This is a genomic window from Curtobacterium sp. PhB25, assembly GCF_004365375.1.
GTDB lineage: Bacteria > Actinomycetota > Actinomycetes > Actinomycetales > Microbacteriaceae > Curtobacterium.
This window is the reverse complement of record NZ_SODR01000001.1, coordinates 892769-907029: the sequence shown is the minus strand read 5'-3', so window position 1 is coordinate 907029 and position 14261 is coordinate 892769. Positions and strand designations below refer to the sequence as shown.

The following is a 14261-nucleotide window of genomic DNA, read 5'->3' as shown; positions in this document are numbered from 1 at the left end:
TCATGGCGAAGGAACGCGGTGAGAAGATCGTCGCGACGAACCGTCGCGCCCGACACGACTACCTCATCGAGGACACGTACGAGGCCGGCATGGTCCTGTCCGGCACCGAGGTGAAGTCCCTGCGCATGGGACGCGCCTCGTTGGTCGACGGGTACGCCTACATCGACCGGGGCGAAGCCTGGATCGATGCCGTGCACATCCCCGAGTACACCGAGGGCACGTGGAACAACCACGCACCTCGGCGCAAGCGCAAGCTGCTCCTCCACAAGCAGCAGATCGTGAAGATCTCGCACAAGACGGCCCAGGGCGGCTACACCCTCGTGCCGCTGCAGATCTACTTCCACGACGGTCGCGCCAAGATCGAGATCGCGGTCGCCAAGGGCAAGCGCGAGTTCGACAAGCGTCAGGCCATGCGGGAGAAGACCGACAAGCGTGAGGCCGAGCGGGCCATGCGCACGAAGAACCGCGTCGGCGAGTAGCGGCCTCGCACCTCGGTCAGCTAGACTGAGGGACTGCTCCGATCGGAGTAGTCGCAACACAACTCAACAGCGTGACAGCGGCTCGCACGTCCGGCCCGCATGGGGATGATCGGTTTCGACATTGCCTGTGTGCCGACGGGAAGCGGGCCGAGGACCCACGGTTATCTCGTGAACGATCCGTGGAAAACAACAAGTGCCAATTCCAAGCGCACTGACTTCGCTCTCGCTGCGTAAGCAGCCCAGCACATGAAGTCCGTCGGCCAGGTGACCGTCCCCTAACCTGATCCCGGCGTCATCCAGAGGACTTGCCGCACGGTTGCGCCTCAGGGCCGTGCGGGACTTGCACTGAGACTGGGCCCGTCGTCCTAGAAGCCGGTAGCAAAGGACGGGGCCGAGCAGAACGAACTATCCGGATACGCCCGTAGAAGACGTCGAATTGCAGCGATGGACGGGGGTTCGATTCCCCCCATCTCCACCATTCGCCGGTCGTCGAGCCGCTGTCACCACGTGTTGCACGAACGCCCCGTCACCGTCCCTGGACGATGCCGGGGCGTTCGCTGTCTCGCCACGTCAGGGGACTACGCTCCGGAGGAGGCGCAGGGAAACGCCCGCGCCGACCCCGAACGGAAGGCCCCCACGTGGTGCAGGAGATCGCGATCCGAGTCCGTCTGCGCGAGCAGGAGCGAGTGGTGCTCGCCGACTACGAGCGGATCGTGGGGTCCGTCGCCACGGTTGCCGCCCTCGCTGCCTGGCTGCCCACGCCCGACGCCCGCCTGGTCGTCCGCGGCCGGGGTGCCGAGCCCGTCCGCCTCGAGACCGTCACCTACGGTTCGGTCGTCGAGATGCTCGTCGTGCTCGACCAGCGTTCGGCTGCTGTCGAACGGGGTGCAGCAGCGATCGCGGCGCTGATCGAGTCGGTGCGGCACGAGCACGTCGCCGATGACGTGGCCGGGGTCGCCGGTGAGCTGGACCGCCTGGACCGCGCTGCACCGCGTGGACGGTCGGTCGTCGAGCGCACGCTCCGCACGTTCCTCGAGGGTGCGCGCGCCGACGTCCTGGCACGCAAGACCACGACCCGGGTGCGGACCGCGCAGGCGCTGTTGCGGCTCGCCGAGGACGACGCGGTGCTCACCGTGGAGCGGGTGACGGACGCGCTCGCGCCCGTGCTCGAGGAACACGCGGTCGACGTCGCGCTGGACACGGGTTCCGCCGTGGTCGTCGAGCCGATCGACGGGGTCGAGTCGCCGGAGCAGGCACCGGTCCTGCCGTTGCCTTCGGGGGAAGCGAAGCCGAAGAAGTCGGACGAGAAGCCGTCCAAGAAGCAGAGCGACGGCAAGAAGAAGTCCGACAAGAAGAAGTCGGACAAGAAGGACGACGGCAAGAAGAAGTCCGACAAGAAGAAGTCGGACAAGAAGGACGACGGCAAGAAGAAGAAGTCCAAGAAGTAGCAGCCTGAGTGCTTATACAGCACAATTGTTTCCGGCATGTTAAAGAATCCGGCCAAGCCGCTGTCCCGGTGCCAGAGTCGATGAGCGCGACCCCCGTTCGTGGGGCCCGCTCACTCGACGGGAGCAGCAGTGGCTACAACGACGACGCCGGCGTTGCCGGACTCCGGCCTCAAGCGGAACGTGGGCTTCATCGGGCTCATCTGGGCCTCGACGGGGTCGATCATCGGCTCCGGTTGGCTCTTCGGGTCGCAGGAGGCCCTGAAGACCGCCGGCCCGGCCGCGATCATCTCGTGGCTCATCGGTGGTGTGGCGATCCTCGTCCTCGCCCTCGTACACGCCGAACTCGGCGGCATGTTCCCGATCGCGGGCGGGACGGCACGGTTCCCGCACATCGCGTTCGGTGGCATCGCCGGCGCGTCGTTCGGCTGGTTCTCCTGGTTGCAGTCCGTGACCGTCGCCCCGATCGAGGTCGAGGCGATGATCAAGTACGCGCAGCACTGGCAGTTCGCGCACCCGTGGCTGCACACGACGACGGTGGACGGGGAGACGCAGCAGCTGCTCACCGGCGCGGGCATCGCGGTCGCCGTCGTCCTCATGGCGGTGGTCACCGTGATCAACCTGCTCAGCGTCCGGATCCTCGCGAACACGAACTCGGCGGCGACGTGGTGGAAGGTCGCCATCCCGCTGCTGGTCATCATCGTGCTGGCGTTCAGCGGGTTCCACGGCTCGAACTTCACGGCGGCTGACGGCTTCATGCCCGAGGGTGCCAAGGGGGTCCTGGCGGCGGTGTCCACCTCCGGCATCATCTTCGCCTTCCTGGGCTTCGAGCAGGCCGACCAGCTCGCGGGTGAAGCGAAGAACCCGCGGCGGGACATCCCGCGCGCCGTCATCGGCTCGGTGCTCATCGGGCTGGTGATCTACCTGCTGCTGCAGGTCGTGTTCCTCGGGGTGCTCCGGTCGGATGCGATCCAGGGGTCCTGGGCCACCGCCGACTTCACGAAGTACACGGGGCCGTTCGCCGACATCGCGATGGCCGCGGGCATCACGTGGCTGGCGGTGGTCATCTTCATCGACGCGATCATCTCGCCCGCGGGGACCGGGCTGATCTACGTGACGGCGACGAGCCGCATCTCCTACGGACTCAGTCGCAACGGGTACTTCCCGAAGGCGTTCGAGTGGACGACGAAGCAGGGCGTGCCGTGGGTCGGGCTCGTCGCGGCGTTCGTCGTCGGTTGCGCGTGCTTCGCACCGTTCCCCTCGTGGCAGGGGCTGGTGAGCCTCATCACGAGCGCGTCGGTCCTGATGTACGCCGGTGCCCCGTTGGCGCTCGGTGCGTTCCGGAAGCGGATCCCGGAGATCGAGCGCCCCTACCGGATGCCCGCCGCAGCGGTGCTGTCACCGATCGCGTTCATCGTCGCGAACCTCATCATCCTGTGGACCGGGTGGGACACCGACTGGAAGCTCGGCGTCGCGATCCTCATCGGTGCCGTGGTGATCATCCTGAACAACGTGTTCCGCGGTGCCTCGAGCGTCCGGCCGCGCTGGGACTGGAAGGCGGCGCAGTGGCTGCTGCCGTACCTGATCGGCATGGGGCTCATCGTGTTCCTCAGCGACTTCGGTCCGCTGACGCACCCGGTGTTCCCGCTGTGGATCGACATCGTCGTCGTCGCGGTGTTCTCGCTGGTGATCTACTACTGGGCGATCAACTCCGCCTCGGACCGTGCGGAGATCCTCCGCACGGCCGACGACGTCCGTGACGTCGAGGAATCAGGCGTGGTCGAGCCGGTCCACCACTAGTCGAGCCGGTCCACCATTAGTCGAGCCGGTCCACCACTAGAAGTCGAACAGGTTCGCCCGGATGCCCCCGGCGCCGTACTCCCGCCGCAGGAGCCCACGGCGCCGGAGCACCGGCACCAGGTCGCCGAACATCCGGTGGATCTGCGCCGGGTGCAGGTCGCCCGAGAAGATGATGCCGTCGTTGTCGGCGTCCGACCCGAGCTCCTCGATGAAGTCGGCGAACTCGTCGGCGGTGCCGACGAAGCCCTCGCGCGAGGACACCCGCCCCTTGCGGGCCTTGCGTTCCAGGAGCGCGCGCAGCGGGGCGTCCGGGGTGTCGCCGAGCAGCCCGCGGATCGTGCCGGCGGAGACGTGGTCGCCGAAGGTCCCGTCCGGCACGGGCGCGTCGAGGTCGAGCGCGAGCAGGTCCGTCTCGGAGTCGCTCGACCACGCGATCGCCGCGGTCCGCAGGTCGTCGTCGGACGGGTGCCGGGACGCCTCGACGATCCGGTCGGCCTCGTCGGACGACGAGACGATCTCGGGCTTGAGGACGAACAGGATGCGCAGGTCGGCGGCCGTGCGTCCGGCGGCCTGCGCTGCGGCGATCACGCGACCGCGGTAGTCCGCCACCGCGGCGGCCGACAGGGGCGCGAGCGCGAGTTGCACGTCCGAGTGGGTGCCGGCGAACGCGAGGCCCCGACCGGAGCCACCGGGGGAGACGACCACCGGGTCCGAGTCGAGGGGCAGCGCGTTGAGCGGGCCGTCGGCGGTGAAGTACGCGCCCTCGTGGTGGAACGCGTCGAGGGCGTCGCCGTCAGCGAAGTGCCAGTCGGAGGGGTCCCCGACGTACCCGGACGACTCCCACGACCCCCAGAGCCGGCGGAGCAGCGTGATCCACTCCTCGGCACGGTCGTACGCCTGGTCGTGCGGCAGCGGCGGCAGACCGGCGTGCCGGGCACTGCCGACGTCGGTCACGACGTTGATGCCGAGCCGCTCGGAGGACAGGTGCGCCAGTGTGGCGAACTGTCGTGCGGCCAGGTACGGCGGCGTGAAGCCGGCGTTCACGGTCGGCGCGATGCCGATGTGCGAGGTCGCCGCGAACAGGTACGGCGCGAGCAGCAGCGGGTCGTGCTTCGGGCCGCCGTACGCCTGGCGGATGCGCAGGTCGAGCGTCGACGGGTTACCGAGCGAGATGGCGTCCTCGGCGATGACCAGGTCCATGCCGGCGTGCTCGAGCGTGCGGACGGACTGCTGGTACAGGTCGGGCTTGGTCCAGTCGTGGCCCCAGTCCCAGTCCGAGCGCCCCCACGCCTGCGGGCCGAACCCGCGCGAGAAGAAGTACCCGAAGTGTTGCGGTCGTGCCATCGTCTAGAGCTCCTCCGAGATCACGTGCGTGCCTGGGACCGAGTGTTCCAGGGACGCACGCTCCGCGTCGGACGCGCCACGGGCCTCCAGGCTCTCCCCGTCGATCCCGGAACGCAACGCGGCGAACCCGCGTTCCAGGTCGCGGAGCAGGTCCGCGACGTCCTCGATGCCGACCGACAGTCGGATCAGGCCGCCGTCGATGCCCTGGTCGGCGCGCTCCGCGGCGGTCTTGCCGGCGTGCGTCGTCGTCGCGGGGTGCAGGATCAGCGAGCGGACGTCGCCCAGGTGGGTCATGCGGCTGAACAGCTGGACGCTGTCGATGAAGGTGTGCGCGGCGGCTTCGCCGCCCGCCAGCGTGAACGCGAAGACGGAGCCGGCACCGCGCGGCAGGTAGCGCTGGGCGAGGTCGTGGAACGGACTGGAGGCCAGACCCGCGTGGTCGACGCTCGTCACCTCCGGCTGTGCTTCCAACCACTGCGCCACCGCCAGCGCGTTCGCGCTGTGGCGTTCCACGCGCAGGCTCAGCGTCTCGATGCCCTGGCGGATCAGGAACGCGTTGAACGGCGACGGGGTGGGGCCGATGCGCGAGGCGACGACGTCACGCGCGAAGACGACGAACGCCCGGTTGCCGTAACGCTCGACGTAGCTGTCGCCGCCGAGTGACCGCTCCGGGCTGGTGAGGTGCTGCCAGCGCTCCGGGGAGGCGGACCAGTCGAACGTGCCGCCGTCGACGACCACGCCGCCGAGGCCCGCGCCGTGGCCGGACAGGAACTTCGATGCCGAGTGGATGACGATGTCGGCACCGTGCTCGACCGGCCGGACCAGGTACGGCGTCGCCAGGGTGTTGTCGACGATCAGGGGGACGCCGGCACGGTGCGCGGTGTCGGCGACGCCGGTGATGTCGAGGACGTCGTTCTTCGGGTTCGGGATCGTCTCGGCGAAGAACGCCTTCGTGTTCGGGCGGACGAGCCGTGCCCACTCGTCGAGGTCGCGCTGGTCGGCGACGAAGTCGACCTCGATGCCGAGGCGGCCGAGGTTCTGCACGAGCAGCCCCTTGGTGCCCTCGTAGATGCTGCGGGCGGCGACGACGTGGTCGCCCGCCTGCAGGAGCCCGAGGAACGCGATGGTGGCCGCCGCCTGGCCGCTGCCGACGAGGATCGCCTCGACGCCCCGCTCGAGCAGGGCGACGCGGCGCTCGACGTCGGCGTTCGTCGGGTTGCCGAGGCGGGTGTAGGTGTAGCCGTCCTCGGTGCCGGCGAAGCGGTCGCGCGCCTGGTCGAAGTCGTCGAAGAGGAAGCCGGAGGACATGTGGATGGCCGGGATCCGTGCGCCGTGCCCTGCGTCGGGCACGAAGCCGCCGTGCACCTGTTCGGTCGAGAAACCGTGATCGTCGTTCGCCATGGGACACCTCCGGGAGTCGTCTGGCGGTAGCCTCGCAGCCTTCGCTGCGTGGACAGGCGATTGCGGCGTTCCGTTACGCGGAACCGGGGTGCGGTGGGGTCGCGGCGGGGCCCTGGCGGCTGCCACGATGGGGGCATGGCGACCGACGAAGCGACCCTGATCATCCGCGATGTCCGTCCGTGGGGTGGTGCACGGTCGGACATCCGGGTGGCGGACGGCCGCATCGTCTCGGTCACCGCGACCGGAGCGGGCGACGGCGTCGCGGGCGGTGCCAGTGCCAGTGGCGGTGCCGGTGCCGGTGCCGGTGCTGGTGCTCGGGTCGTCGACGGGCGCGGCCAGCTCGCGCTGCCGGGGCTCGTCAACACGCACGCCCACGTCGACAAGAGCTGGTGGGGGCACGAGTGGGAGTCGTACGGCGGCGAGCCCGGCACGCAGGGGCGCATCGCGCACGAACGGGCTCGGCGTGACGCCCTCGGGATCCCGAGCGAACCCGTCGCCACGCGGGTGCTGCGCGAGGGGCTGCGCACCGGCACCACCCGGGTCCGCACGCACGTCGACGTCGACCTCGGCGTCGGGCTGCGGGGGATCGAGGCCGTGCGTGCGGCGGCCGACGCGCTCGACGGTGCGGTCGAGGTGTCGATCGTCGCCTTCCCGCAGGACGGCGTGCTGCGGCGGCCCGGTGTGCTCGACCTGCTGCGGCAGGCGGCGACGGCCGGAGCCGACCACATCGGTGGGCTCGACCCGTCGCTCATCGACCGCGACCCGGTCGGGCAGCTCGACGGCCTGTTCGCCATCGCCGCCGACACCGGGTGCGGCATCGACATCCACCTGCACGAGCCCGCCGAGCTCGGTGCGTTCGCGTTCGACCTGGTGCTCGACCGGGTGGAGCGGCTCGGCATCGCACCGGGCAGGGTCAACATCGCCCACGGGTTCGCGATCGTCGACGTCGATCCCGTGCGTCGCCGCGACCTGCTCGCCCGGATGGCGTCGCTCGGCGTCACGATGACCACCGTCGCCCCGGTGCGGATGCGACAGCTTCCCCTGTACGAGTTCGACGAGGCCGGCGTGCGGTTCGGCTTCGGCACCGACGGCATCCGTGACCTGTGGAGCCCCTACGGCGACGGCGACCTGCTCGGCATCGCGTGGCAGTACGCGCGGGCCGGCGGTGTGGTGCGGGACGAGGACCTGACCCGCGTGGTGGAGCTCGCCACGCGCGACGGTGCCCGGTTCGTCACCGACGAGGCGCACGACCTCGTGGCGGGGGCGCGTGCCGACGTGGTGCTGCTCGACGCCGAGAACCCGATGGACGCCCTGGTGCGACGGGTGCCGCGGTCGCTCGTGGTCGCCGGCGGCCGGGTGTTCGACCCCGCCGAGCTCGCGCAGCGCCCCTGGGAGTAAGCGCGGGGCTGCGCACCCGTTCTGCGTCATTGCACCAGTCGATCACCGCGTGGATCGTCGCGGACGTGGTGCGACCACGGCACCCCGTCAGAAGAGCGCGCGCACGCCCGCCACCACGGTGTCCCAGACCTCGAGCAACGGGACCCGTGCGAGCCACACCGCCAGGCCGTTCACCAGCACGAACAGCACGAACCAGACCCCGGCCGGCACCCGCATCTCGGCTGCGGCGATGTGGAAGTCCGTCTGCACGCGGGCGCCGGTGAGCAGCCACCGTGCGACCTGCACGACGGACCGCAGTCCGTCGACGACGAAGAACGCCCCGACGGCGGCGACCACGAGCACCGTGGTCTCGGACGGACGCAGTGCCACCCACAGCGCCAGGACGTCGAACCCGAGGACGACGAGCAGCCCGAACCAGTTCCGCACGAACACCAGCGCCACGAGCCCGATGACCCCGAGCACGGCGACGGGCAGCCACCGCGAGCCGTGCAGCACCCCGGTCACCAGGAGCACCCCGGCCCAGAGCGGCGCGCTGTACCCGGCGTAGAGGTTGAGGATCCGGACGAGCCAGCGGATGCCGCCGGGGACCCGACCGAGCTGGACCCAGGCCTCGCCGGAGCCGTCCGGGTGCAGGTCGATGCGCTGGATGCGGCCGCCGAACGGGACGACGACGATGCAGTGCCCGACCTCGTGCGCGATGGTCGCGGCGATCCGTGCGACGCGTCCGACGAGCGGCAGGAACGGCAGGAGCGCGCCGACGACGAGCGCGACGAACACGAGGGGCGGGGCTGCGGTGGTCAAGGGACCAGCATCGCAGCCGTGTCCCGCGAACTGCCCGAGACCCGGCGTCGAGGACGATGTGGAACGACACCCTCGACGTCGTACGACATCGAGAACGTCGATCCGAGTCGGCGCCCGCCCACCCGCCCGGCTCAGCCCAGGACGGTCGGCCCGGCCACCACGACGACGAGCACCGTCGTCATGGCGATCGCGAACGCCGTGAGCACGACCAGGAACGTCGTCAGGTGGTTCATCCGACCGCGCATCACTCGACCGTCACCGACTTCGCCAGGTTGCGCGGCTTGTCGACGTCGCAGCCGAGCTGCAGTGCGAGTTCGCGGGCGAGCATCTGCAGCGGCACGACGGCCTCGAGCGGACCCCACGGCGCCGCCATGGCGCCCCAGGCGAGTCCGCCGGTGCCGCGGCTGCCGAGCGCCGGGATGTCGGAGCCTTCGCCGCCGATGGTGATGACGAACCCGCCGCGGGCCCGGACCTCGGCGATCGCCGACTGGATCTTCGGCTCGCCGTGGTCGATCACGACGACGGGGGTGCCCTCGTCGACGAGGGCGAGCGGGCCGTGCTTCAGCTCGCCCGCGGGGTACGCCTCGGCCCAGCGGTAGCTGAGCTCCTTGAGCTTGAGTGCGCCCTCGGCGGCGTACGGCAGGCCGGCACCGCGGCCGAGGAACAGGAAGCCGGTGGCCTCCTTCACGCTCGACACCAGGAGCGGCATCCGGTCGGCGGACACCTGCGTGGCGTGCTCGATGCGTGCCGGCAGGTCGAGGAGCTCGTCGACGAGCGCGTGGGCACGTGCGATCTCGATGCGGCCGGACGCCACGAGTGCGGAGATCACCGCGGCGACACCGACGACGACCTGCGCGGTGAACGTCTTCGTCGCGGCGACACCGATCTCCGGACCCGCGTGGCAGTCGAGCACGGCGTCGGCGCGACGGGCCAGCGAGGAGTGCACGTTGTTCGTCAGCGCGAGCACCGGGTGGCGGTCCTCGAAGCGGTCGAGTGCGCGGAGGACGTCGGCGGTCTCGCCGGACTGGCTGATCGCGACGACCAGGGTGTCGGGGCCGAGCACGGCCTGGTCGGCCTCGCTGGCGACGACGATGTCGGTGGGGACGCCGCCGATGCCACGCAGCGCGGTGGCGATCACCTGGCCGGCGTTGAGCGAGGTGCCGCAGGCGACGATCGCCAGGCGCTGGAAGGCGGGCAGGCCGAGGCCGACCCACATACTTCCGTCAGCGGTGCGGCGGGCGATGCGGTCCAGGATCGTGCTGACGACGTCGGCCTGCTCGCCGATCTCCTTCGCCATGTGGTCGGGGTGGTCGCCGAGGTCCAGCGCGGTGGCGGCGAACGGCGACGGGGTGGGGAACGGCACGGGGACGGTGATCCCGTTCGACGACCAGGTCCAGGCCTCGCCGAGCTCGACGACGTCACCGTCGCGGAGCGCGACGAAGGTCTCGCACCACTCGGCGATCGCGCCGATGTCGCTCGCCACGAAGTCGCCGCGGGCGGACCGGGCGACGACGAGCGGGGAACGGTCCGCGGCCACGACCATCCGGCCGTCGCGGGCGTCGAGGACGACGATCGCCCACGACCCCTCGAGCTGCGCGGTCGCGATCTGCACGGCGAGCATCAGGTCCGGGTCGACGGCCAGGGCGCGCTCGACGAGGTGCGCGATGACCTCGGAGTCGACCTCGGAGCGGAACCGGTGGCCCTGCGCCGTGAGCATGTCGCGCAGGCGGTCGGCGTTCTCGATGATGCCGTTGTGCACGATGCTGATCCGGCGCGAGCAGTCGGCGTGCGGGTGGGCGTTCGCCTCGCGCACGGCACCGTGCGTGGCCCAGCGGGTGTGGCCGATGCCGACGCCGGTCAGGGCGTCGCCGGACCGGGCGGCGACGAGCGTGCGCAGGTCCCCGACACGGGAGACCGAGCGGATCGTCTCGGTGCGTCCGGCGGCGGTCCGGACGGCGATGCCGGCGGAGTCGTAGCCGCGGTACTCGAGTCGTTCGAGTCCGTCGAGCAGGTAGGGCGTCGCGTCGTCAGACACGCGGGCCGCGATGATGCCGCACATCGGCTGTCCCTTCGGGGGAACGGGGTGGGGGAGTGGAGCGGGGTTCGGCACCGACCGCCGTCGGGTCTGCCGCGCGTCCGGGCCCTCGCGGTCCTGACCGGCGCCCGTCCTCGGATCAGGCGAGGACGGACGACGGAGTGGGTGGGCCACGAGGTTCGGGTACCGGACGGGGTACCGCGGTCTGGCCCCTCGGGAGGGGCACGGCGGTCGGTGCATGAGAAGCCTCACCCGGCGACGCCGCCACGGCAACAGTCGTCGACTGCTCTTGCGGTTCCCCGCGTGCGGGGGGCGCCGCGGTGCGGTCGCGTGCGGACTCCCGCAACGCGCGCGCTCCGCATGAAGCGACGCGCCAGCGGCGCGCGGCGCCAGCGCCGACCGAGCCTGCGAGGCCGGTTGCGTGAAAACAGCGAAAAGGCGGACGGGAGGCCCGGTACCAGCTGGTACCGGGCCTCCCGTCCGCCTTGTGCTCGCGTCGACTACGTGAGCAGCGCGACCAGGTGGGAGCGCGACCGCGCGCCCACCTTGCGGTAGATCTGCGTGAGCCGCAGCTCCACCGTGCGCTGCGACATGAACAGCGACGACGCGATCTCGCGGTTGCGGTAGCCCTCCGTCACCTTCTGCACCACGGCGCGCTCCTCGGCCGTGAGCGAGGTGAGCACCGCCGAGGCGTCCGGAGCGCTCCGGGGCGTCCCCGGCATCGACGCGGACAGCACCGGTGCGGACCGGAGCGACGGCCCCGTGCCGAACGGCGGCATGGCCGCTGCCGGTGCGGGGGTGACGAGGGGACGGCGCATGCCGGCCGCCTCGTACGCCGCCGCTGCTGCCGCACCGAGACGCGGACGCTCGGCGGGGTTGCCGACCGTCGCGAGGGCCGCGAACGTCCGTGCCCGCTCGAACTGCGAGTCGTGCGGCTGGAACAGCTCCAACGCGCGGCGACGGGCGGTGTCCCTGGTGGTGTCGTCGGCGACGAGCGCGAGGCTCCTCGGCAGCACGAGCGCACCCCAGCGACCCGGTCGGGCGTGGTGGTCCGCAGCGAGCCGCGCGGTGATGGTGCGGGCGTCGTCGATCCGTCCGAGGCGTGCGTACGCCTCGACCAGGTCGCCGAGGTGCCGGAGCACCGCGGGGTTCCGCAGGGACCTGCCGATGGCGTCCGCCGCTTCGAGTGCGGCGGCTGCCTCCTCCAGTCGGCCGTCGAGCAGCAGGACCCGACCGCGGAGCGCGTGCAGCTTCGCCGTCGCACCCCACAGGCGGCTCGTCGAACGGTGCTCGAGGCACCGGTCCACGACCGCGAGGGCATCGGCGGAGCGCCCCTCGGCGAAGTGCCGCCAGGCGATCGCGATGGCCCGCGACGGCTCACGGAGCCGTTCGACCACCGAGGAACCGGCCTCCCACACGTCGATCGCGCGGAGCGCCTGCCGGAAGTTCCCGGAGCGCACCTCGTTCTCGGCGGTCAGGTAGCGGGCTGCCTCGGTCCACACCGGCGCCGTCTGCGGGCCACGGGCGAGGACGAGTGCGAACACCCGACGCGCGCTCCGGTACCGCTCAGCGATGCTCAGCGCGTGGGCGAGGAGCAGCAGGGTCGGGTCGGACATCGCCAGCAGCACCGACGTTGCGAGTCCGTCGTGCAGGTCGGTGTCCGACGGCAGGGTGCCGTCGATCGCGGCGATGAGCTCCCGCGCGGTCGTCGTGATCTCCAACGTGTGCGGAGACGCCGACGCCTCGAGGGGCTCGACGCGGTGCAGCAGGTCCTTCGCCTGGTCGAGCTCCCACGCCTCGGCACGGAAGCACGCCACCATGGCCATCAGCCCGGCGACCGCGTCCACGTCGGCCGGCTCGGTCGCGTCCACCGACACGAGGAGTTCGTCCGCGTGCACGGCGTCGCCACTGAGGTACTGCGCCGAGTACTGCAGGCGCAGCCGGCGGACCTCGTGCGCCGTCGTCCGGAACGGACGGAGCGCGGCGAGGTACCGCGCGGCGAAGCCGAGCAGCCGGTTGCCGAGCAGGGCCTCAGCGACCCCGAGCAGCGCGACGAGCTCGTCCTCGGTGCCACCACCGACGTGCAGGGCACGCTCGGTGAGGGCGATCGCGGCGTGCACGTTGCCGTCCACCACGTAGGACCGTGCGGCGCTGAGCAACGCGACCACGTCGGGGACGTCGTCGACGAAGCTCCGGTGCCACGCGGCTGCCCGCGGGTCGGACTCGGCGCTCGCCGTGGCCAGCGCGGCGTGCGCCGCGCGGCGGTCACGGGCGGGCATACGCCAGTACAGCGAGGACCGGACCAGGGGGTCGCGGACCGTCACGCTCTGGCCCCGCACGGTGGCGAGGCCTGCTCCGACCAGGTCGTCCAACTCGTCGCGGTCCCAGGCCGTGGTCTTCGCGACCGGCACCAGGGCGAGTTTCGCGAGGACGTCCAGATCTCGTCCCGCGGCGGACCCGAGTGCGAGGGCTGCGAGGGCCTCGGTCGTCGGAGTGGGTCGGAGCGGGAGCACGATCGGCTCCGCGCCGGTGAGCTGCTCGCGGCTGAGCACCGCGAGTTGTTCGCGGAGCGCGCCGGGGTTGCCACCGGTCTCCGCGGCGAGGACGGCGAGGACGCCGTCGTTCGCTTCTTCCGGTGCCATGGTCCGGGCGAGGATGAGTGCCTCGTCGGACGGCAGCGGCTCGATGCGGAGCGCCGGCAGGGCCGCGAGCGGACCGTCCGACGGCACCGAACGGACCGTCGCCACGACGCGCAGGGCGGTGCCTGCGAGTCGGCCGGCGAGGAACGCGATGAGCTCCTGGCTCTCGACGTCCATGCGGTCGAGGTCGTCGATCAGCACGAGCGTCGGCGGCAGGGTGAGGGCGTGCACGGCGTCGAGGAAGTCGTGCGCCGCCGCCAGTCCGGCGGTCACGGGGACCGCCGTCTCACCCGTCTGCAGGAGATGGGCGATGTGGGCCGTCGCACGAGGGTCGTCGAGCGCGGTGAACAAGGAGGTCACGCCGGCCAGCGGCCAACGGGATTCACTCCCGTTGACACCGACCCGCACGACGGGGAGGGAAACGCGGTTCGAGACCGCGTCGAGGACGCTGCTGCGTCCGGAACCAGGGTCGCCGACCACGACCATCGCGGACTCCCGAGGGAGTACAGCGAGGGTCGCGATCCGGTCGACCTCGAGACGTCGACCGGTGAGTGCCATGACTCACCGGCCTCCGGGCCCGGAAGCGGATCCTGCGGAGAGGTCGTCGGCGAACGCTGCGAGCGCTGCGACGGGGCGCCGTGAGGCGGACCGGACTGCTGCACGGTGGGTGGCCGTGTCGGAGTGCGGACGGATGGCGGCGACTGCGCGCGCGCCGGAGCTGTCGTGGATTGAATGCGGTCGACGAGTGAGGGTGCACTCGGTTCCGCTCGGGAACGATGATGTCATCGTCTGTATCACCCCTCGGGTTAGGGTCTTCGGACGAACACGGGAGGCCGTGCACGTGTACTCGGATCTAGGGAATCCAGGTGCTTGCGTGACCTTCCGTACGAGCACGATAACTCAGGTCCTGACCATCTGA

Annotated in this window: 10 protein-coding genes and 1 other RNA gene; 5 read left to right on the top strand and 6 right to left on the bottom strand. The window is 71.1% G+C overall.

Features of this window, described 5'->3' with window-relative positions:
- Positions 1 to 2: 2 nt before the first annotated feature.
- The 4 genes from smpB to EDF51_RS04110 all read left to right on the top strand — a co-directional run bounded on the left by smpB (position 3) and on the right by EDF51_RS04110 (position 3724).
- Positions 3 to 479 (top strand): SsrA-binding protein SmpB, encoded by a 477-nt coding sequence (gene smpB, locus EDF51_RS04125; RefSeq protein ID WP_123294782.1) that lies wholly within the window; start codon positions 3 to 5, stop codon positions 477 to 479.
- Between the two features lie 101 nt (positions 480 to 580).
- Positions 581 to 957: a transfer-messenger RNA gene (ssrA, locus tag EDF51_RS04120) on the top strand.
- 160 nt (positions 958 to 1117) lie between these two features.
- Complete coding sequence (locus EDF51_RS04115; protein ID WP_133937127.1) at positions 1118 to 1927, top strand: hypothetical protein; 810 nt, start codon at positions 1118 to 1120, stop codon at positions 1925 to 1927.
- A gap of 129 nt (positions 1928 to 2056) precedes the next feature.
- Positions 2057 to 3724, top strand: coding sequence for an APC family permease (locus tag EDF51_RS04110; RefSeq protein WP_207906692.1), 1668 nt, complete (start codon positions 2057 to 2059; stop codon positions 3722 to 3724).
- A gap of 36 nt (positions 3725 to 3760) precedes the next feature.
- Here the strand turns inward: EDF51_RS04110 and EDF51_RS04105 are convergent, their stop codons facing one another.
- Together EDF51_RS04105 and EDF51_RS04100 are read right to left on the bottom strand one after the other, a co-directional pair.
- Positions 3761 to 5068 carry an LLM class flavin-dependent oxidoreductase gene (locus EDF51_RS04105; RefSeq protein ID WP_132100220.1) on the bottom strand — a complete coding sequence of 436 codons (1308 nt, stop codon included), beginning with the start codon at positions 5066 to 5068 and terminating at the stop codon, positions 3761 to 3763.
- 3 nt (positions 5069 to 5071) lie between these two features.
- Positions 5072 to 6469 (bottom strand): PLP-dependent transferase, encoded by a 1398-nt coding sequence (locus tag EDF51_RS04100; RefSeq protein WP_132100221.1) that lies wholly within the window; start codon positions 6467 to 6469, stop codon positions 5072 to 5074.
- Positions 6470 to 6604: 135 nt separating this feature from the next.
- On the opposite strand from EDF51_RS04100, the gene EDF51_RS04095 reads away from it, so the two are divergent.
- Positions 6605 to 7867 carry an amidohydrolase family protein gene (locus tag EDF51_RS04095; protein WP_132100222.1) on the top strand — a complete coding sequence of 421 codons (1263 nt, stop codon included), beginning with the start codon at positions 6605 to 6607 and terminating at the stop codon, positions 7865 to 7867.
- Between the two features lie 87 nt (positions 7868 to 7954).
- On the opposite strand, the gene EDF51_RS04090 is transcribed toward EDF51_RS04095, so the two are convergent.
- The 4 genes from EDF51_RS04090 to EDF51_RS04080 all read right to left on the bottom strand — a co-directional run bounded on the left by EDF51_RS04090 (position 7955) and on the right by EDF51_RS04080 (position 13900).
- Complete coding sequence (locus EDF51_RS04090; protein ID WP_165900965.1) at positions 7955 to 8668, bottom strand: M50 family metallopeptidase; 714 nt, start codon at positions 8666 to 8668, stop codon at positions 7955 to 7957.
- A gap of 131 nt (positions 8669 to 8799) precedes the next feature.
- Positions 8800 to 8913 (bottom strand): Rax2 family protein, encoded by a 114-nt coding sequence (locus EDF51_RS20235; protein WP_240347339.1) that lies wholly within the window; start codon positions 8911 to 8913, stop codon positions 8800 to 8802.
- The gene (gene glmS, locus EDF51_RS04085; RefSeq protein ID WP_132100224.1) at positions 8913 to 10727 is read right to left on the bottom strand and encodes a glutamine--fructose-6-phosphate transaminase (isomerizing); all 1815 of its coding nucleotides are present in this window, start codon (positions 10725 to 10727) and stop codon (positions 8913 to 8915) included. The genes EDF51_RS20235 and glmS overlap by 1 nt, the downstream gene beginning before the upstream one ends.
- A gap of 476 nt (positions 10728 to 11203) precedes the next feature.
- Positions 11204 to 13900 (bottom strand): LuxR family transcriptional regulator, encoded by a 2697-nt coding sequence (locus EDF51_RS04080; protein WP_134193907.1) that lies wholly within the window; start codon positions 13898 to 13900, stop codon positions 11204 to 11206.
- Positions 13901 to 14261 lie beyond the last annotated feature (361 nt).

Coding starts and splice junctions, on each gene's coding strand:
- EDF51_RS20235 (WP_240347339.1), bottom strand. CDS start 8,913: ATGCGCGGTCGGATGAACCACCTGACGACGTTCCTGGTCGTGCTCACG.
- EDF51_RS04105 (WP_132100220.1), bottom strand. CDS start 5,068: ATGGCACGACCGCAACACTTCGGGTACTTCTTCTCGCGCGGGTTCGGC.
- EDF51_RS04100 (WP_132100221.1), bottom strand. CDS start 6,469: ATGGCGAACGACGATCACGGTTTCTCGACCGAACAGGTGCACGGCGGC.
- glmS (WP_132100224.1), bottom strand. CDS start 10,727: ATGTGCGGCATCATCGCGGCCCGCGTGTCTGACGACGCGACGCCCTAC.
- EDF51_RS04095 (WP_132100222.1), top strand. CDS start 6,605: ATGGCGACCGACGAAGCGACCCTGATCATCCGCGATGTCCGTCCGTGG.
- EDF51_RS04080 (WP_134193907.1), bottom strand. CDS start 13,900: ATGGCACTCACCGGTCGACGTCTCGAGGTCGACCGGATCGCGACCCTC.
- smpB (WP_123294782.1), top strand. CDS start 3: ATGGCGAAGGAACGCGGTGAGAAGATCGTCGCGACGAACCGTCGCGCC.